Source organism: Acinetobacter sp. RUH 2624, from assembly GCF_000162375.2.
GTDB classification, from domain to species: Bacteria; Pseudomonadota; Gammaproteobacteria; order Pseudomonadales; family Moraxellaceae; genus Acinetobacter; species Acinetobacter nosocomialis.
Map to the genome: position 1 here is coordinate 171820 of NZ_KI391939.1, position 19822 is coordinate 191641.

The 19822-nt window shown below is 38.6% G+C and carries 12 protein-coding genes and 1 other RNA gene; 11 read left to right on the plus strand and 2 right to left on the minus strand.

Going from position 1 to position 19822, the window contains the following annotated elements:
- Window positions 1-15: 15 nt before the first annotated feature.
- Window positions 16-1029 (minus strand): porphobilinogen synthase, encoded by a 1014-nt coding sequence (gene hemB, locus HMPREF0014_RS07585; RefSeq protein ID WP_009504019.1) that lies wholly within the window; start codon window positions 1027-1029, stop codon window positions 16-18.
- Window positions 1030-1171: 142 nt separating this feature from the next.
- Between hemB and HMPREF0014_RS07590 the strand changes: the two genes are divergently transcribed.
- The 11 genes from HMPREF0014_RS07590 (at window position 1172) to HMPREF0014_RS07635 (ending at window position 19342) form a co-directional block, all read left to right on the plus strand.
- Window positions 1172-1669 carry a thioesterase family protein gene (locus HMPREF0014_RS07590; protein WP_004710212.1) on the plus strand — a complete coding sequence of 166 codons (498 nt, stop codon included), beginning with the start codon at window positions 1172-1174 and terminating at the stop codon, window positions 1667-1669.
- Between the two features lie 267 nt (window positions 1670-1936).
- Window positions 1937-3088, plus strand: a complete 1152-nt coding sequence (locus HMPREF0014_RS07595; RefSeq protein ID WP_006581382.1) for an EmrA/EmrK family multidrug efflux transporter periplasmic adaptor subunit — start codon at window positions 1937-1939, stop codon at window positions 3086-3088.
- A gap of 6 nt (window positions 3089-3094) precedes the next feature.
- Window positions 3095-4618 (plus strand): DHA2 family efflux MFS transporter permease subunit, encoded by a 1524-nt coding sequence (locus HMPREF0014_RS07600; protein WP_004888346.1) that lies wholly within the window; start codon window positions 3095-3097, stop codon window positions 4616-4618.
- A 302-nt stretch (window positions 4619-4920) separates the two neighbouring features.
- A complete protein-coding gene (gene ggt / locus HMPREF0014_RS07605) occupies window positions 4921-6906 on the plus strand; it encodes a gamma-glutamyltransferase (RefSeq protein ID WP_004888345.1) in 1986 nt (661 codons plus the stop codon).
- Between the two features lie 162 nt (window positions 6907-7068).
- Window positions 7069-7428: a transfer-messenger RNA gene (gene ssrA / locus HMPREF0014_RS25220) on the plus strand.
- An 88-nt stretch (window positions 7429-7516) separates the two neighbouring features.
- Window positions 7517-9796 (plus strand): class I SAM-dependent DNA methyltransferase, encoded by a 2280-nt coding sequence (locus tag HMPREF0014_RS07610; protein ID WP_006581381.1) that lies wholly within the window; start codon window positions 7517-7519, stop codon window positions 9794-9796.
- Window positions 9796-11181 carry a restriction endonuclease subunit S gene (locus tag HMPREF0014_RS07615; RefSeq protein ID WP_004888343.1) on the plus strand — a complete coding sequence of 462 codons (1386 nt, stop codon included), beginning with the start codon at window positions 9796-9798 and terminating at the stop codon, window positions 11179-11181. Before HMPREF0014_RS07610 ends, HMPREF0014_RS07615 begins: the two co-directional genes overlap by 1 nt.
- A complete protein-coding gene (locus tag HMPREF0014_RS07620; RefSeq protein ID WP_004888331.1) occupies window positions 11178-14444 on the plus strand; it encodes a DEAD/DEAH box helicase family protein in 3267 nt (1088 codons plus the stop codon). Before HMPREF0014_RS07615 ends, HMPREF0014_RS07620 begins: the two co-directional genes overlap by 4 nt.
- A gap of 83 nt (window positions 14445-14527) precedes the next feature.
- A complete protein-coding gene (locus HMPREF0014_RS07625; protein ID WP_004888328.1) occupies window positions 14528-16903 on the plus strand; it encodes an AAA family ATPase in 2376 nt (791 codons plus the stop codon).
- 12 nt (window positions 16904-16915) lie between these two features.
- Entirely contained in the window at window positions 16916-18229 is a 1314-nt protein-coding gene (locus HMPREF0014_RS07630; protein WP_004888326.1) for an McrC family protein, read from the plus strand.
- Window positions 18230-18391: 162 nt separating this feature from the next.
- Complete coding sequence (locus HMPREF0014_RS07635) at window positions 18392-19342, plus strand: hypothetical protein (protein ID WP_006581380.1); 951 nt, start codon at window positions 18392-18394, stop codon at window positions 19340-19342.
- Between the two features lie 4 nt (window positions 19343-19346).
- Here HMPREF0014_RS07635 and HMPREF0014_RS07640 read toward each other — a convergent pair whose 3' ends face one another.
- Window positions 19347-19649: a hypothetical protein gene (locus tag HMPREF0014_RS07640; protein ID WP_004888323.1), complete on the minus strand. Its 303-nt coding sequence runs from the start codon at window positions 19647-19649 to the stop codon at window positions 19347-19349.
- Window positions 19650-19822 lie beyond the last annotated feature (173 nt).

The following is a 19822-nucleotide window of genomic DNA, read 5'->3' on the forward strand; positions in this document are numbered from 1 at the left end:
CCTTTCTCTGCGAACTTAGTTCATTTCCTTGAGTTTTTCAGCAGCGGTTTCTGCAAAGTAAGTCCAGATTCCGTCTGCACCTGCACGGCGGCAGCACATGAGTGATTCTAAAATCACTGATTCTGATAACCAGCCATTTTGAATTGCGCCCGCTAACATTGCGTATTCGCCACTCACTTGATAAATGAATGTTGGAATACCAAAGGTATCTTTCACTTCACGTACCACATCCAGATATGGCATGCCCGGTTTTACAATCACCATGTCGGCGCCTTCTTGAATATCAAGCGCAACTTCGTGTAATGCTTCGGCACGGTTACCAAAGTCCATCTGGTAGTTATATTTATTACCACCTTTTAGGTTGGTTGCAGAGCCAACAGCATCACGGAATGGACCATAGAAGCTTGATGCATATTTCGCAGAGTAGGCCATGATGTTGGTATAGATGTGACCATTGGCTTCTAAAGCTTGACGAATTGCGCCAATACGGCCATCCATCATGTCACTTGGTGCAACGACATCGGCGCCTGCTTCTGCGTGACTCAATGCTTGTTTAATCAAGCATTCTACAGTCTCGTCATTGAGTACATAGCCAGTTTCATCAATAATGCCGTCTTGACCATGAGTCGTATATGGGTCGAGTGCACCATCAGTAATTAAAACCATTTCTGGCAATTCTGTTTTAAGCAAACGACAAGTGGTCTGAACTAAACCATCTTCACGCCATGCAGCTTCTGCGGTAAGGCTTTTATCTTCTTGAGGTGTTACAGGGAAAAGAGCCAGTTTTGATACACCTAATTCCAGAAGTTTTTCAGCTTTTTTCAGTAATAAATCTGCCGACAAACGCTGAATGTTTGGCATACTTGGAATATCTTGGGTCTGATTTTGTCCCGGTAATACAAATACTGGATAAATCAAGTGATTGGTAGTGAGCTGTGTTTCGCTGACCATCGCACGCAACTGGTCATTTTTACGGATACGGCGCATGCGAGTAGCTGGAAATGCAGGACGATTGAACGTATAAGTCATAACAATCTCGATGTTCGGTATTACACTAGGATAGGTTGGCGGATATTCCATTACTGTCAACCGACTGCTGTATTGTAGACCCATAATGCTAGATTTGTACAAAATTATGGGTATTTATCATGCTTTTAAATTTAGGCAACGTATGAGTGATGAAAAGAAAAATTGGACGGGGAACATACAATTAGGCGCTAAAACTGACCTAAATGTGGTTCTCAACCAATTGTGTAAAGCGTTTAATAATTGTCCTTTTTTTAAGCATAGTGGAATGATTATGCGTGTGGTAGATGGGCATATTGAAGGCTATGTTGAAATGAAACCTGATCTCATTGGCAATTTGGCTTTTCAGGTTTTGCATGGTGGTGTGGCTGCAACTTTGCTCGATAGCATTGGTGGAATTGTGGCAATGGAACATCTCTATCGTCGCTCAACGCCGGAAACCCTGCCTGAAACCATTAAACAGGTTACACGCTTGGCGACCGTCGATATGCGTGTAGATTATTTGGCGCCGGGACGCGGTAAGTATTTTATTGCGCGTGCAGAAGTGTTACGTTTAGGTCGTAAAGGCTGCACTATGCGTATGACGATGGTGAATGATGAAGATAAACCCATCGCTGCGGGGATCGCTTCATATGCCTATTAGGCGATGAATTGAACACTTTAAAAGCGCCATGTGCGCTTTTTTTAGTGCTTGAAAAGCTAGAATTTTCATAAAAATCTTGAGATAAACATTAATTTAATTAGAACGAACGCATGAGTTATATTTTTTTATTCTCACATCATGAGGTTTTAGCGTTAAAATTGACTGCTTTGACAATGCGATATGTCTTGTTTATAGAATAATAAAAACTCTATAACAAGGTGTAGTGCAAGATTGATGGCAAAGCCAACTCATCTTTAGGAACATACCATGACTGATGCACAAAGCAATGTACAAGAAACAGTGCCAACAACATCTGCCTCGGATGACAACAACCAAAACAAGCGCAAAAAATTTCTTGGTTTTTTTGCGCTGATTTTATTGATCGCCGCTATTTTATATGCAATCTGGGCATTATTTTTAAATCACTCGGTGAGTACAGATAATGCTTATGTCGGTGCAGAAACCGCGCAAATTACCTCAATGGTGAGTGGTCAGGTCGCTCAGGTTTTGGTAAATGATACTCAAACAGTACATCGGGGTGATGTGCTGGTTCGTATTGATGACCGTGATGCCAAAATTGCATTGGCACAAGCCGAGGCAGAGCTTGCCAAAGCAAAACGCCAATACAAACAGACTGCGGCAAACAGTAGCTCATTAAACTCTCAAGTTGTGGTCCGTGCTGACGAAATTAACAGTGCCAAAGCACAAGTTGCCCAAGCACAGGCCGACTATGACAAAGCTGCTTTAGAGCTTAATCGCCGTGCGCAGCTTGCTGCTTCTGGTGCGGTATCTAAAGAAGAACTCACCAAAGCACAAAGTGCAGTTGAAACTGCTAAAGCAGGACTAGAGCTTGCTAAAGCTGGCTTGGCACAAGCGACTTCTAGCCGTAAAGCTGCCGAAAGCACTTTAGCTGCAAACGAAGCCTTAATTCAGGGTGTAAGCGAAACATCGACTCCGGATGTACAAGTTGCACAAGCACATGTGGAACAAGCTCAGCTTGACTTGGAACGTACCGTAATACGTGCACCAGTTGATGGTGTCATTACACGTCGTAATATTCAGGTTGGACAACGCGTTGCACCGGGTAGCAGTATGATGATGATTGTGCCGCTGAACGATTTATATGTAGATGCTAACTTCAAAGAAAGTCAGCTGAAAAAAGTCCGCCCAGGTCAGCCAGTCACATTAACGTCTGATTTATATGGCGATGATGTTGAATACCACGGCAAAGTGGTGGGCTTCTCTGGTGGTACAGGCTCTGCCTTTGCCTTAATTCCGGCTCAAAATGCAACAGGTAACTGGATTAAAGTAGTTCAACGCTTACCAGTTCGTATTGCACTGGATCCGAAAGAACTTGCTGAACACCCACTACGTGTTGGCTTGTCGATGGAAGCAAAAGTCGACTTATCTGCGAAGTAAACGCTTATGAAAACGCAAACACCTTTTGCCGAGTTAAGCGGTGGACGTTTACTACTGGCAGCGTTTGTTATTGCCTTGTCGAACTTTATGGTCGTACTTGATACGACCATTGCCAACGTTTCTGTACCGCACATTACCGGTAACCTTGCTGTTTCAAGTACACAAGGGACATGGGTCGTTACTTCATATGCAGTTGCAGAAGCGATTTGTGTACCTTTAACAGGCTGGCTGGCTGGCCGTTTTGGGACGGTACGGGTCTTTATTCTTGGTTTAATTGGCTTTACGGTCTTTTCTTTCCTGTGCGGTTTGGCAACATCGTTAGAAATGTTGGTGTTTTTCCGTATTGGGCAGGGCCTTTGTGGTGGTCCACTTATGCCACTCAGCCAAACCTTGCTTATGCGTATTTTCCCACAAGAAAAACATGCGCAGGCAATGGGCCTATGGGCAATGACCACAGTCGTTGGACCAATTTTAGGGCCAATTTTGGGTGGTCTGATTAGTGACAACCTATCTTGGCACTGGATCTTCTTTATTAACTTACCGGTCGGTATTGTCTGTGTATTAGCAGCAATGCGCTTGTTAAGAGTAGCAGAAACAGAAACCATTTCTTTACGAATCGATACCGTTGGTTTAGGCCTGTTAATTCTCTGGATTGGTGCGTTACAGCTTATGCTCGACTTAGGGCATGAACGTGACTGGTTTAATAGCACGAGCATTGTGGTTTTAGGCTTAACTGCCGCCATTGGCTTTGTGGTGTTCCTGATATGGGAACTCACCGATAAACATCCTGTGGTAGATGTCAAAGTCTTTAGGCATAGGGGCTTTGCTATTTCGGTACTGGCCTTATCGCTTGGCTTTGGCGCATTCTTTGGCAGCATTGTATTGATACCACAGTGGCTGCAAATGAACCTTTCCTATACCGCGACGTGGGCCGGATATTTAACTGCAACCATGGGCTTTGGTAGTTTGACCATGTCACCGATTGTGGCAAAACTTTCGACCAAACATGACCCACGTGCGCTGGCGAGCTTTGGTTTAATTTTGCTGGGCATTGTGACTTTAATGCGGGCATTCTGGACCACAGATGCCGACTTTATGGCACTGGCTTGGCCGCAAATTTTGCAAGGTTTTGCTGTACCATTCTTCTTTATTCCACTGTCTAACATTGCACTTGGTTCAGTGCTCCAGCAAGAGATTGCATCTGCTGCAGGCCTCATGAACTTCTTAAGAACCATGGCAGGGGCGATTGGTGCTTCAATTGCAGTGACCGTATGGGATGACCATGCCAAAGTTGCCCGTAGTGAAATGGTATCAAACCTGAACCCAACCGAAGTACAAAACACACTTCTGCAAAATGGTTTTACGACTGACTCGACGCTTGGAATTATTTCAAACCTTGTCGATAAAGAAGCCATTACTATGTCAGCAAACCATGTGTTTTTGCTATTTGCGATTGTGTTTGTCTTTGCTGGGCTGGTGATTTGGCTGTGTCCAAAACCCAAACAGGTCAGCGGCATGCCTTCTCACTAAACATCAAAAAGCATCTCTTCGGAGGTGCTTTTTTTAGGCCTACTAAAAAATAGCGAGTTTATAAATAGAAAAATTTGCCTGTATTTTAAGAAATAAAACATGCCAGAGTTGAGCAAATCAGTTATAAAAGAGTGTGATATCAAGCGAGGAGGCATAACACAGGGCACAGGATTAATGCCCTTAATCATTTAATATTATTAAAACTTTATTTTTATCAAAGATTAAAAAACTGAAGACCTGAAAACAAAGAAGCTTGCATGGCAATTGCATGGATAGGCAGGCGTATATATTGGAGTTATCACGTGAATAAAAGATATTCATTTTTGTTCAGTAGCTTATTAGCAGTCGGTTTATTACAAGGATGTGGAGATGACTCCTCGTCAGATCAGCCCAAGGATGATTCAAATACAACCCTGCCCAATTTAATTGTAGATAATGACCCCACCAGTTGTAGCAAACTGGCACAAGACGGTTCAAGCGTGGTGGTCGGTTCAAACCAAAATGGTGACCCAGCAGCGCCAGAGGGTGCATCGGGTTATAGACTCGGTAACACGGTTAAATACGCAGATAAATATATGGTGGTGGCAAACACGCCACTTGCAGTAAAAGCAGGTTGTGATGTTTTAAAAGCAGGCGGTAGCGCAGTTGATGCAGCCGTAGCGGTACAAGCCGTGCTTGGTTTGGTCGAGCCACAGTCGAGCACCATTGCTGGTAGTGGTTTTATGATGTATTACGATGCCAAAACCAAGCAAGTCACTGCTTATGATGGCCGTGAAACCGCACCAGCGGCAGCCAACGAATTTTATTTAATTCGCCAAAATATATATGACCCAAATTCACCTCCGCCTGTACCAAGTGCGCGCCGTAGTGGTCGCTCGATTGGTGTGCCGGGTGTGATGCGTTTGCTTGAACAAGCCCAAAAAGAACATGGCAAACTTAAATGGAACCAGCTTTTTGGTGAAGCGATTGGTTTGGCTGACAATGGTTTTCGTATTCCGGGGCGTTTGGCAGATGCTATTGCAAGTAATGCAAGCAATTTAGCACTCGATGCAAATGCAATGGCAACCTATTTCTACCCAGATGGATCACCACGCAAAGTCGGTGAGACCATGACCAATAAAGCCTATGCCAGAACACTTGAAGCACTCGCTTCACAAGGGGCAAATGCTCTCCACACTGGACCTATTGCACAAGCCATTGTGGCAAAAGCAGGGCAAACCGTAGGGGATGACCCAGCAAAAACTCCAATTACCCCAAGTTTGATGACCTTGCAGGATTTATCGAACTATCAGGTGAAAAAACGCGACCCGATTTGTACAACGTACCGTGACCGTTACTACGTATGTACCATGCCGCCTCCATCTTCGGGAGGAATTGCAGTTGCACAGACGCTGGGTATTTTAGAAAACTTTGATATGTCGCTGTATCCACCTAAGAACCCTGAAAATGAAGGTGGTGTGCCCGATGTCATGGGTGTGCATTTAGTGTCTGAAGCAGAGCGTTTGGCCTATGCTGACCGTGATAAATATGTCGCAGATACCGACTTTGTTCGTTTGCCGGCACAGGGTATTCCAAGTTTTATTGATAAAAATTACTTAAAACAACGTGCAGCACTGATTAACCCGAACCAAAGTATGGGCGTAGCACCAGCAGGTAATTTCAATACAGCGGCAGGTGTAGATACCACTGTTGAACATGGCACAACTCAGTTTACGATAGTAGATGCCTATGGCAATGTGGTTTCAATGACATCGACTGTTGAATCGAGCATGGGCTCATTCCACATGGTGGATGGCTTCTTGCTGTCAAACCAGTTAACTGACTTTAGCGCGAACCCTTATGACAGCACTGGGGCGCTGGTTGCCAACCGTGTAGAAGGTGGCAAACGCCCACGTAGTACTATGGCACCAACCTTAGTGTTTAAAGGCACCACGCCAGATGAGTTTTATATGGCAACGGGTTCACCAGGCGGCGGTACGATTATTCAATATGTAGTTAAAACTTTAGTGGGAGCGTTGGACTGGAACTTAAATGCACAGCAGGCCACTTCGCTTGTAAACTTTGGCGCGACCAATAGTCCAAATACCAATATTGATAGCTCGAATGTACAGCTTTCCTTAGTTGACCTAATTGAAGGTTTAAAAGCAAAAGGGCATGGCATTTCTAATACTGCGCAAACCAGTGGTATTTCAACGATTATGAAAGTAAATATAAATAATCAAAGCAAATACGCAGGTGGGGTAGACCCACGCCGTGAAGGGATTGTGTTAGGCAATGGTGCTTTATAGGCTAAACTTTAAAAAAAAGCTGTCATTTTTGGCAGCTTTTTTATAAGGGGCCTTGAAAAAAACAAAAGGCACTCAATTATGTAAGTATGTTCATCAGTGGCAGACTGTTGATAAAATGCACAGCATTTTATTTTATTTATGCTATGATGTGCAGACATTCATGGGGATGTTATTGGCTTCGACGCCGGTGATGAAACTCATAGATGCATGCCGAGAGCGCATTTTCTCTCGTAAATAAAATTTGCATTTAAATAGTCGCAAACGACGAAACTTACGCTCTAGCTGCCTAAGGGCCGCTTGTCCGCTTCCTAGAATACTTGTGGTCTGGGAACCCGACTGAAGCGCACGCACACAAGTCCGTATAGAGTCAAGCCTCGGGGCTTTATACCAAACTTAGAGGATCGCACCTTGTACCCTGTTCGTCGGGTCACTTGGTGTTAAAACAATAGACGATATCTAAGCATGTAGTATTCTCGAGCGTAGTGCTGGCGGACGCGGGTTCAACTCCCGCCATCTCCACCAAGATTCGAAAAAGCCCCAAATATTAATTATTTGGGGCTTTTTTATTGACCAATTAAAATTAACGGTTGTACATAAGGTTTTAGTAAACATGACAAATACGAACTTTTCTCAGGTTGCTGCTTTTATTTGGTCTGTTGCTGACCTATTACGAGGAGATTTTAAGCAATTTCAGTATGGGAGAGTAATTTTACCTTTTACATTACTACGCCGTTTAGAATGTGTATTTGAATCTAGTAAAGCCAGTGTTTTAGAGGCAAATGAGAAAGTGAAGGCTATGCCTTTACCAGAAGAAGCAAAAGAAAAAATTTTATTAAAAGCAACAGATGGCCTATCTTTTTTTAATACCTCAGAGCTTGACTTGAGTAGTTTAGGGCAAAAGAATATTCGAGCAAATCTTGGTAATTACATTCAACACTTCTCAAAAGATGCGCGTGAAATCTTTGAACATTTTAAGTTTGATGAGTTTACGGGTTTACTGGATGATGCAAACTTACTTTATAAAGTCATTCAGAAATTTGCTTCAACCGATTTAAGTCCAGAAAATATTTCTAACCATGATATGGGCTTAGTATTTGAAGAACTTATTCGACGTTTTGCTGAAAGTTCGAATGAAACCGCAGGGGAGCACTTTACTCCACGAGATATTGTACGACTCACCACTGGCCTAATTTTTAGCCAAGATGATGATGCCTTAAATAAAGAGGGTGTGATTCGAACCATTTATGACCCAACTGCTGGAACAGGTGGTTTCTTATCCTCAGGTACGGAATATGTTTATGAACATAATCCTGAAGCAGTGATGCGTGTTTTTGGTCAGGAATTGAATCCAGAGTCTTATGCCATTTGTAAAGCGGATATGCTCATTAAAGGGCAGGATGTCCGTAATATTAAGCTCGGAAACACATTATCTAACGACCAACTCGCTTATGAAAAGTTTGACTATATGCTGTCTAACCCTCCATTTGGTGTGGACTGGAAAAAGATTGAAGACGAGATTAAAGATGAGCACCAACAAAAGGGCTTTAATGGTCGTTTTGGAGCTGGTTTACCCCGTGTATCTGATGGTTCACTGTTGTTCTTGATGCATTTGATTAGCAAGATGCGCGATGTGGATAGCACTGGTCAAGGCAGCCGTATTGGAATTATTTTAAATGGTTCACCATTGTTTACAGGTAGTGCTGGCAGTGGTGAAAGTGAAATTCGTCGTTATATTTTAGAAGCGGATTTGCTCGAAGCGATAATCGCCTTACCTACAGACATGTTCTATAACACAGGTATTGCGACCTATGTTTGGGTGCTCAGCAATAAGAAAGATGCTGAACGTAAAGGCAAAGTGCATTTAATTAATGCGTCGAACCTCAGCTCGAAAATGCGTAAGTCACTTGGTTCAAAGCGTAACTATCTAACAGAATCAGAAATTAGGACAATTACCCAAAACTATGGCGCGTTTGAAGCAGTAGATACACTGACTTTAGATGGTGAAAGTGAACAGCAAAAACCATTCTCAAGCAAAATTTTTAACAGCTATGAGTTTGGCTATCGCCGTGTGACCATTGAACGTCCGTTACGTTTATCAGCGCAATTGTCTGATGACCGAATTGCAACTTTACGTTTTGCGCCTAAGCCATTTAATGCCGTGATGCAAAAAGTCTATGAAAGCTATGGCAAAGATTGGACTGAGACAAGCTATGGGCAGTTGAGTGACGATGCTCAAGTTGAAATTCGTGCTCTGATTAAAGCTGAATTTAGCGAACTGAAAGAAAAAGATATTAAAACTGTACTTGAGCCAAAACTCTGGCTTGAACAACGGGCTTTAATGCGTAAAGCACAAAGCTTACAAACCAAGATCGGTACAGCACAGTTTGATGATTTTAATATCTTTGATGAGCTACTTAAACAGGCTTTAAAAGACAGTAGCATTAAACTCGAAGGCAAAGAGAAAAAGCAGTTCTTGGATGCCGTCACTTGGAAAAATCCAGAAGCTGAACCATGCATTAATAAAGTGATTAAGGGTAAAGAAAACCCGCTATATGGTCAGTTTAGCTATAAAGCTAAAGTAGTTGAGTTTGTACAGGATGGCGATTTGCGTGATGCAGAAAATATTGCGCTTGACCACCCAAGCCAAAGCACCATCGATTTAATTGAGTCTTATTTTAAGCGTGAAGTACAACTGCATGTGCCTGATGCATGGATTAATGCCGATAAGCGTGATGCACAGGATGGCGAGATTGGCATAGTCGGTTATGAGATTCCGTTTAACCGTCATTTTTATGTGTATCAACCGCCACGTGATTTGGCGGAGATCGATGCTGACTTAGATGCGGTGAGCCGTGAAATTATGGCACTGCTGCAAGAGGTGCATTCTTAATGATGAGCTATTCTGAATTCAAATATAGTGATTATTTTAAAACTGAATTACCTTCGCACTGGCAAGAAAAGCGGTTGGGCTTTCTTTCTATGCAAACAAAAAATGCTTTTGTAGACGGACCTTTTGGTTCAGATTTAAAATCGGATGATTATTTGGATGAAGGTATACCTTTAATCCAATTAAATAACATACGAGATGGAAAGCATATTCTTCGCAACATGAAATTTATCTCGCAAAATAAAAAAATAGATTTGATTCGACACTTAGCATTACCTCAAGACATAGTGATAGCTAAAATGGCTGAGCCAGTGGCTAGAGCAGCCGTTGTATCAGATGAATATGATGAATACGTAATTGTTGCAGACTGTGTCAAATTAAGCCCTGACTTAGAATTAGTGGATTTAAATTTTTTAATTTGGGCGATTAATTCAGATTGTGTAAGGGAAAACGCTGAACTCGTTTCAACAGGCACAACACGTATTAGGATTAACTTAGGTGAATTAAAAAAACTTAAAGTCCCTTATCCTTCTTTATCTGAACAAGTCAAAATTAGACAATATCTCGACCATGAAACCGCAAAAATTGATACCCTTATTGCCAAACAAGAAGAGTTGATTGCACTGCTTAAAGAAAAACGCCAAGCAGTGATTAGTCATGCTGTGACTAAAGGTTTAAATCCAAATGTACCGATGAAAGATTCAGGTGTGGAATGGTTAGGGGAAGTGCCTGAGCATTGGACTGTGAGTAAATTTGGTTATATTTCTCAAGTAGTCCGTGGTGGTTCGCCACGTCCTGCTGGTGATCCAGCATTGTTTAATGGTGATTATTCACCATGGGTAACAGTTGCCGAAATTACAAAGGATGATGAGCTATATCTTACAAGTACAGAAACTTTCCTGACAAAGAAAGGTAGTGAGCAGTGTCGAGTTTTTCAATCAGGCACTTTGTTGCTTTCGAATAGTGGTGCAACACTTGGAGTTCCTAAAATCTTGTCTATCAATGCTAATGCAAACGATGGTGTAGTTGGATTTGAGGATTTAAAAATAGACATAGAGTATGCTTATTTTTATTTATCCATTTTGACAAATGATTTACGTGAAAGAGTTAAGCAAGGTTCAGGGCAACCAAACTTAAATACAGATATCGTCAAAGCTATTCCGATAGCAATTCCACCTGAAAATGAAATTAAGAAAATTGTTGTAGACATCAAAAAGAAAATTGATCATTTCTCTAAGTTAATGGGATCGGCTGAAAAGGCTATTCAACTCATGCAAGAACGCCGTACAGCCCTTATTTCAGCAGTCGTAACAGGTAAAATTGACGTTCGTAACTGGCAACATTTGAATAAAAATAATAATCAAGATAACATGGAGTTAAGTGCATGAGATCAGATGTAACTTTAGAAACGATTTTCCAGAAAGATATTATTGATCAAATGCAAAGCCGCGGTTGGCAGGTGGGTTCAGCGCAGGGCTACAACCGTGAAAAAGCACTTTATGAGCAAGATGTTTTAGACTTTGTACAAAAGACCCAAGACTTAGAGTGGCAAAAATTTAAAAGTATTTTCCCCAATGATACTGAGCGTCATTTTTTAGATACCGTCGTAGCACAGCTTAAGAAAGCGGACATTAACGCCACAGATATTGAATCCCGCAGTTATGGGACTTTGGGCGTATTGCGTCATGGACTGAAAACCCGTGGTACACGCTTTTCATTTTGCCAGTTTAAACCTGAACATGGTTTAAACCCACACTTAAATGAAATTTATAAACAGAATATTTGTCGTGTTGTACCTGAGTTGGTGTATAGCCCATATGCTAACAAAGCCGAACTCGAAGCAACAGGTAAACAAGCAAAAAAATGGCGCATCGATTTAGTCCTGTTTATTAATGGCTTTCCTGTGGCAACACTGGAACTCAAGTCAGAGTTTAAACAAGCCGTGCAAAATGCCATGGCACAATATAAAAAAACACGTCTGCCAAAAGACCCTGAAACCAATAAGCCAGAACCGTTATTGACCTTTAAACGAGGTGCATTGGTACATTTTGCGGTGAGCCAGTATGAAGTCTATATGGCAACTCACCTCAATGGTGACAATACCTATTTCTTGCCATTTAACAAAGGCACCAAAGAACAGGGGGCAGGTAATGACGTACCTGAAGATGTGAATGAATATGCCACAGGTTATCTGTGGAATGAAGTTCTAACCCCAGATAGCTTGCTTAATATTATTGGTAACTTTATTCATTTACAGATTGAAGAAAAAGAAGATTGGGAAGGGCGTAAATATAAAAAAGAAAGCCTGATTTTTCCCCGTTATCACCAATGGAAAGTCGTGACCAAATTAGTCGAAGACTCCTTGGCACAAGGCACAGGACAAAAATATTTGATCCAGCACAGTGCAGGTTCAGGTAAATCTAATTCAATTGCATGGACCGCACATCAACTGTCTAGCCTATATGATGCTAACAATAAAAAGATGTTCGATTCTGTGATTGTAGTGACTGACCGAACGATTCTCGATGCACAGCTACAAGATACTATTTATCAGTTTGAACATGCTGACGGTGTGGTCGGACGAATTAATAATAAAGAAGGTGATGGTTCCAAATCTGAAAAATTGGCAAAAGCTTTAGAGATGGCGCAGCCAATTATTATTGTGACCATTCAAACTTTCCCATTTGTACTGCGTGCTATTGAAAATAGTACCAGCTTAAAAGAACGTAAATATGCCGTAATTGCCGATGAAGCACATTCTTCGCAAAGTGGTTCAACTGCACGCCAGCTAAAAGAAACTTTGATGCTTGAGGAGCGTGATGAGGATGATCAGCTTACTTCAGAAGATGTATTAGATGCGGTCATGGCTTCACGTAAAGGGAGTGAAAATTTAAGTTTCTACGCCTTTACGGCAACACCAAAAGATAAAACATTACAGCTCTTTGGTCGTTTGCCGAATCCTGAACTACCGCCATCCAAAATCAATAAGCCCGAAGCCTACCATGTCTATTCAATGCGCCAAGCGATTGAGGAAGGGTTTATTCTGGATGTTCTAAAGAACTATACCAACTATAAAGTCATTTATAAGCTTAAGCAAAAGATTGAAGAAAAAGACGATCAGGTTGATGCCAAGAAAGCTAAGATCAAACTCAATCAATGGGTACGTCTACATGACCATAATATCTCGCAAAAAGTACGAGTGATTATTGAACATTTTAAAAAGAATGTAATGGGCTTATTGGGTGGGCAAGCTAAAGCCATGGTCGTTACCAGTTCACGAAAAGAAGCGGTACGCTATAAGCAGGCTTTTGATAAATATGTGGCAGAACATAAATATACCAATATCCAAGCGATGGTAGCATTTTCAGGTGAGGTTGAGTTTTCGGAAAATGATGCAGATAGTAGTCATTTAATTGGGAAAAAATTTACTGAGAGTAATATGAACCTAAACTTGAAAGGACGTGAAATGCGTAAGGCATTTGATAGTGATGACTTTCAAGTAATGATTGTGGCAAATAAGTTCCAAACAGGTTTTGATCAACCAAAACTTTGTGCGATGTACGTCGATAAAAAATTAGGTGGTGTGGAATGTGTACAAACCTTATCACGCTTAAATCGTATCTATCCTGGTAAGGCAGAGTCTGGCACATTTGTACTAGATTTCTTTAACGATCCGCAAGATATTTTGGATGCGTTCCAACCTTATTACCAAACAGCAGAACTAGCAGACGTTTCTAATCCTGATATTGTCTATGACTTAGCTGAAAAACTTAAAGCGGCACGTATTTTCTTAATGACCGAAGTTGAACAATTTGTTGATGCTTTCTATAGCAAAAATAAATCCAATGCTGCACTTGCCAATATCTGTAAACCTGCGATGCAACGTTGGCAGCAAAGTTATACGAAAGCAATTAATGATTATGATGTGACAAAAAATCGTTTGGAAATTACTAAACGAACAGGCGAACCCGTTTTAATTGCCAATGCTGAAAATGAATTTGCCGAAGCGAAAAAAGCGCGTGATGCACTCGAAATCTTTAAAAAGGATTTAGGTAGTTTTACGCGCTTTTATGAGTTTATGTCGCAGATTGTAGAATATGACGATAAAGAACTCGAAAAAATCAGTTTATTCGCTCGTAACTTACGTCCTTTATTGCGTGAGCAAGCGGCTGATGAAGATGTGATTGACTTAAGTAATGTTGCTATGAGCCATTATCGACTCTCTAAGATTCGGCAGCAGGATATCCAACTTAAAGCCAATAGTACTGAACATAAATTAGAACCAGCTAATGATTTGGGTACGGCAAAGCCAAAAAATAAAAATGAAGAATTTTTATCAGTCATCTTGCAGCGTGTAAATGAAGTATTTATTACCGATAAGCTGACAGATCAGGACATGATTAATTATGTATATACGGTAGCAGACAAGATGTCTGAAAACACTAAAATGATGAAACAAATTCAAAATAATACTCGTGAACAAGCAATGTTGGGGGAGTTTGATAGTGCTTTAGATGATGCTGTTTTAGATAGTAATACTGCACATAATGAACAAACTATGCAGTTGATGAGCGATCCAGCTAAGATGCGTCAGTTTGCGAATATTATTTATGATGTATTAGCAAGCAAAGAGAATAAATCGGTAAATTAGTTTGAGTGCCGTAAAATTAAAAAAGGGGAAAGCTGATTAGTACCTCAATCAGTTATAGATAAATAGTATTTAGTGAATAATTTATGAATAGTAATGAACTTTATCAATTATGGGATGAGTTTTTAGAGTCATGGCCTGTACAACGAGTAGAAGCAATGACATTAGAAGAATATACCAAAGCTGGTGATCCTGATTCATTTATGAATTGGGTTGAGTTTAGAACCAAACCACTTGCAACTATTTCGGGTACATCTTCTTTTATATTTGGAATTTATAGTAGAAAAGATCAAACAGCTAAATCAAATACAAAAAATAATATCTATGAAGATCAATATGCTTGGCGAGTTGCTTATGGTCGCACCAAGGAGAGTGCTTTTCAGCATGTAAAGACTCAAATTTTAGCTGTAATTAAAGCGATTCAGAATAATGATCTTCATAAAATAGAAGACATAGATCTAATTAAAACAGTGAAGTGGAAAATCGCGTTTTTATATCAAGATCGAAATAACTTAAAAATTATTCCAACTTTTGCTGAGCAAAGATTACGTTATTTAACTGGTGTAGGCCTTAAAGATAAAGATTTCACCATAGAGAAGGCGTACCAGCAATTAATAAGCGAGAAAGGAGATCAGGACTTATTTGATTTTAATAGTGCTTTGACTCAAAAATATTTGGAAGCAAATCCAAAAGATAAGTTTAATACGCAAATTGCATATGATTATATGCATGAACGTTATCCTGAATTTGAAAAAAATACTGAATATTTATTTGTTATAGAAAATAAATATAACTATGAATTAGCTTTAGAAACAACAAATTTTGATAAATCTAGTCCACGACTATTTCTTAAATGTATACCACCTAAATATATAAAAGGATTACAAGTAAATTCAATTCTTAAAGGAAAAAGTCCTAATAGTAATTTAGAGAGTACAAAAACACTCACAAGAAATGATGAGTTTGTACAAGTGATAGTTACAAACATGCAGCAACTTGAGGCATTTTGTAATTGGTGGGATGAGTTAAATGAAAGTAATCAAGATAGCTCGGAAGCATCAAAGCTGGAAGTAAGTCAAATGGAAGAAATAGCACAACCTTTAAACCGTATTTTATTTGGCGCTGCTGGTACAGGTAAGACATACCATACGATCAATCATGCACTTTCAATTATAAAGAATAGTTCCTTAGAGAAAATTTTAATCGAAGAAAGAAAACTTGGTCGTAAAGTTTTAAAAAAACAGTTTGACGAGTACAGAGAACAAGGAAGAATAGAGTTTGTAACTTTTCATCAAAGTTTCAGTTACGAGGATTTTGTAGAGGGGATTCGTGCAGAAAGTAAAAAAAATGAAAAAAATGAATATATTGTTCACTACCCTATAATATCGGGCATATTTAAAAGAATTTGTGAAAATATAAAAAAAGAGAAAGAAAGGATTGATTTTGGTGATGATTACGTTAGTGATGAGAGTATTCAAAAAGCACTAAATGAGTTAATTGAAAAAGTCAAAAAACAGGAAACTTCATTTTTTACAAAGACTGGCTATGAGTTTATATTAAGATTAAACCAAAATGGAAAACTTGCTGCACGAGCGGTATCGGGTAAAGGCAGTACAACCTCATTATCTCATCCAGCAATTGCTAGATATCTCAAAGATCAATCAGATGAAATAATTGCAAATAAAAGTTATGAATGGGCAATCGCGAAAGAGCTACGCCAAGAAGTAAAAAAAGAAAAATATAAATCTGATTATATTCAAGAACCTTATATTTTAATTATTGATGAAATAAACCGTGGGAATATTTCTCGTATTTTTGGTGAGTTAATTACTTTAATAGAAGAATCAAAACGTACAGGGGCAGAAGAAGAACTATCTGTCACTTTGCCATATTCTAAACAGGAATTCACTGTACCAAGTAATCTTTACATTATCGGTACTATGAACTCTTCTGACCGTTCATTAACCGGTTTAGATGTTGCCCTACGCCGTCGATTCACTTTTATTGAAATGCCACCTAGACCAGATTTACTTAAAGATAAAAATGGACAACCTATTCAGATTAATGCCGTAAATCAAGAAGGCGTGAATATGTCTGTAAACATTTCTGAATTGCTTACAGTTATTAACCAACGTATTGAAGTACTGTTGGATCGAGATCATTGCATTGGGCATGCTAACTTTATGTCGCTAAATAGCCAGTCGACAGTAGAGGAATTGGCTCAAATTTTTAAACAAAAAATTATTCCACAACTTCAAGAATATTTTTTTGATGATTGGTCAAAAATTAATATGGTATTAAATAGGAATGGTATGTTGGAAGCTACTTCTTTAGAAAGATCAAAGATTTTTCCAAACGTTAATACAGAAGAAATAGGTTTCTTTGATGAACAAAAAATATGGAATTTGGTAGAAAGTGAATTTGATAATATTCAAAGCTTTGCAAAGATTATTAAGCATTAATTGAGAAGAGGCATGTCTGATTTTACCGTTAGAGAATATGCTTTCATAAGTATTGCTTATGATGGATGTCCTCAGTCAACACTCGATCACGCTTATATTCCTAAATCTGCATTTGAATATTTGTGCGAACTTTCAGCTTCTTTTTCAAAACATGGGGCAAAAGTATTTGAATTAGCTGGGCATAGAAAGCTTAGACTAGATCAATATGTTGGAGTTATCGAAACCAGATGTGGTACGCGTATTGAAATATTGCCCAAGCATGTTGATATAATTCTTAGTGAGTCTAATCAAACTGCGATTGAAAAAGAACGCGAGCTCTTAAAAAAGATGCTCAAAGTATCTCTACATTTACCATACCGTGATGCTGGGGAAGCTAGCCTAAATCGCTTTAAACAACCTATACATGAGTGGATCATAGAACAGTTTCTTTGTAATTTTGAAAAACTTATTCAATATGGTTTGCGTTTTGATTATCAACGTGTTCAGGAAGAACAAAAGTACTTAAGAGGACAATTACTGCATGTCAAACATATGCGACAATCCCCAGCAAGAAAGCATATTTTTCCGATTGAACACGACATCTATGAAGTTGATCGCCCTGAAAATAGGTTAATTAAAACTGCATTAGATGTCGTTTGTAAAAAAACACGAAGCTCTAAAAATTGGAAACTTGCTCAAGAGCTTCGCTTAATGACTGGAGAAATTCCAAAGAGTCAAAATATAGTTCAAGATTTCAAGCAGTGGCAATCAGGGCGTTTACTCGCACTATATGTAGATATAAGACCATGGACTGAGCTGATTTTAAGTGAATATATGCCTGTATCTACTCATGGTGGTTGGCGTGGGATGAGTTTACTATTTCCTATGGAAAAACTTTTTGAGCATTATGTTGCTTATCATTTACATCATGAGTTAAAAGAGTGGGATGTAAAAACACAAGTATCGAATCAACATATTTGTACTTTTAATGAAAAACCACTTTTTAGATTGAAACCTGATATTTATATTCAGCACAAGTGTTCCCCGTACAAAATTATTTTAGATACCAAATGGAAATTATTAGACCAAAATGATCGAAATCGACGCTTTGGATTGAAAGATAGTGATGTGCAACAAATGTTTGCCTATAGTCATTATTATTTAGACCATGCCAGTGAAGTAATTCTAATTTATCCTTATCATAAAAATAAGTTTGAAGACGAAATTTGCTTTAAATTTAATGTTCAAAATGATCAAGCTATGCTGCGGGTTATTCCATTTAATTTAGATAAGCCATATGACTTTATAAAATCTATTTCTTTATCAAATTTTGAGAGTAAACTTTAAACGATTGATAAGAAAGAGATATATCGGATAGTTTTTGAATAATATGTGAAAACATACTCTGAAAATTGGGGAAATTTCAAAACATGATTACTCCGCTGGGGAGCGGTTTAAGAAAGGGTAATCATCGATTCTTAAATAATTTATAAGATTTGGTTAGATCAAATGAACAACTTTATAACGAGATGTGTAAATAATCTGAGGCAGTGGCATGAAGTTGCGCTGACAATGACTAAAGCGATAGTTGCAATAGGAGTGTTGTGCTTAGTTGCATACCTTTTAACAATTAGCTATATCCCTTCAGAAATTAGCTTTGGCGATACACTTATTTTTTTACTGATTTTTGCAGCTTTTTCTATTGTTTATACCGCATTCTGCATGATGTTATTTTTCTTTGGTATTTCTTTACTGCCAGTGACTTATTTCATCTTAAGTGTGGTTGATAGATATCTGCCATCTCATATCAAAATCGGAGAAAAACTTCCATTTCCAAAGATTAGTATTATTACATTGGGCGTATCTGTTTACCTTCTCTACATTATTCGTGGTTTATTTTTCCTAGATTGGAAAATTAATGCTTATATTGGCATTACTATAAGTCTAATTTCTTTCTCTTATTATGCTTTTTATGTTAATCAGAAGAGAGTCAAAGAATACCGTTTAAAGTTTGAAAATTTAAGAGAAATTATTGATGATCCTAAAGCGAGTAAAAATCTAAAAAATTTTGCAGAAACAAAGTTAAAGCAATTAGAAATATGGATTAAAAATTCTATACAGTCAGCTCTTTTTCTTATTCTAACTCCACTAATCTTTATGTCTTTGATTGAAGACGTGGGCAAAATTTTTTTATATTACACTATGGAAAAAACTGGTGTAAGAATAGAAAAGGCAACCTTATATATTAAAGAACCGTATGCAAATTTAATTGAATTGCCACAAACAACAACTAAGGAGCTGAATCAGTATAAAACCTTTATTTTTAAAGATGTTAAAGTGTTATTTCAAGGCATTGGTAAAAGTACTTTAGTTTCTTACAAAGTGAAAGATATAGAAAAGCAGTTAGTGATTCCAAATGAATATATTACTGTAGAGCGAAGCAAGAAAATTGAAGAGTAATTAATTATAAAGAATAAGAAATAGTTAGAGCTATGAAAGCAAGGATATAAACAATTGCTATTGTTGTTCTAGCCATAGCGTTTGCATCACTACTTTTTTCCGTAAGTGGGGGGAAAAGTGGTAATGCTGCATTTTTTAAAATAAAGAATATTAAGGCGTACCCTGCAATAAGTGAAAATACATATTCAAATCCCAATTTTTCCTTAAAGTAAGCAATTAAAGCCATTATTAACATGAATAGGGCTAAGCTCATTAAAAGATATCTCTTAGAGGGAGAGTCTTTTATAAAGAAATCTTCAATTGACATAGAAATGGCTCGCTTTGAAATATTAAATTTTAGATGAACAATTTTTTTAAAATCAACTGATTAATTTTTTTGAGTATTTGATCCTAGACAGTATCGTGGACAACAAATCCCTCTAAATTCTTAAAATATTTCTTCTCAAAGGCTTCAGGGCTTAACCAGCCATTTGCAGAATG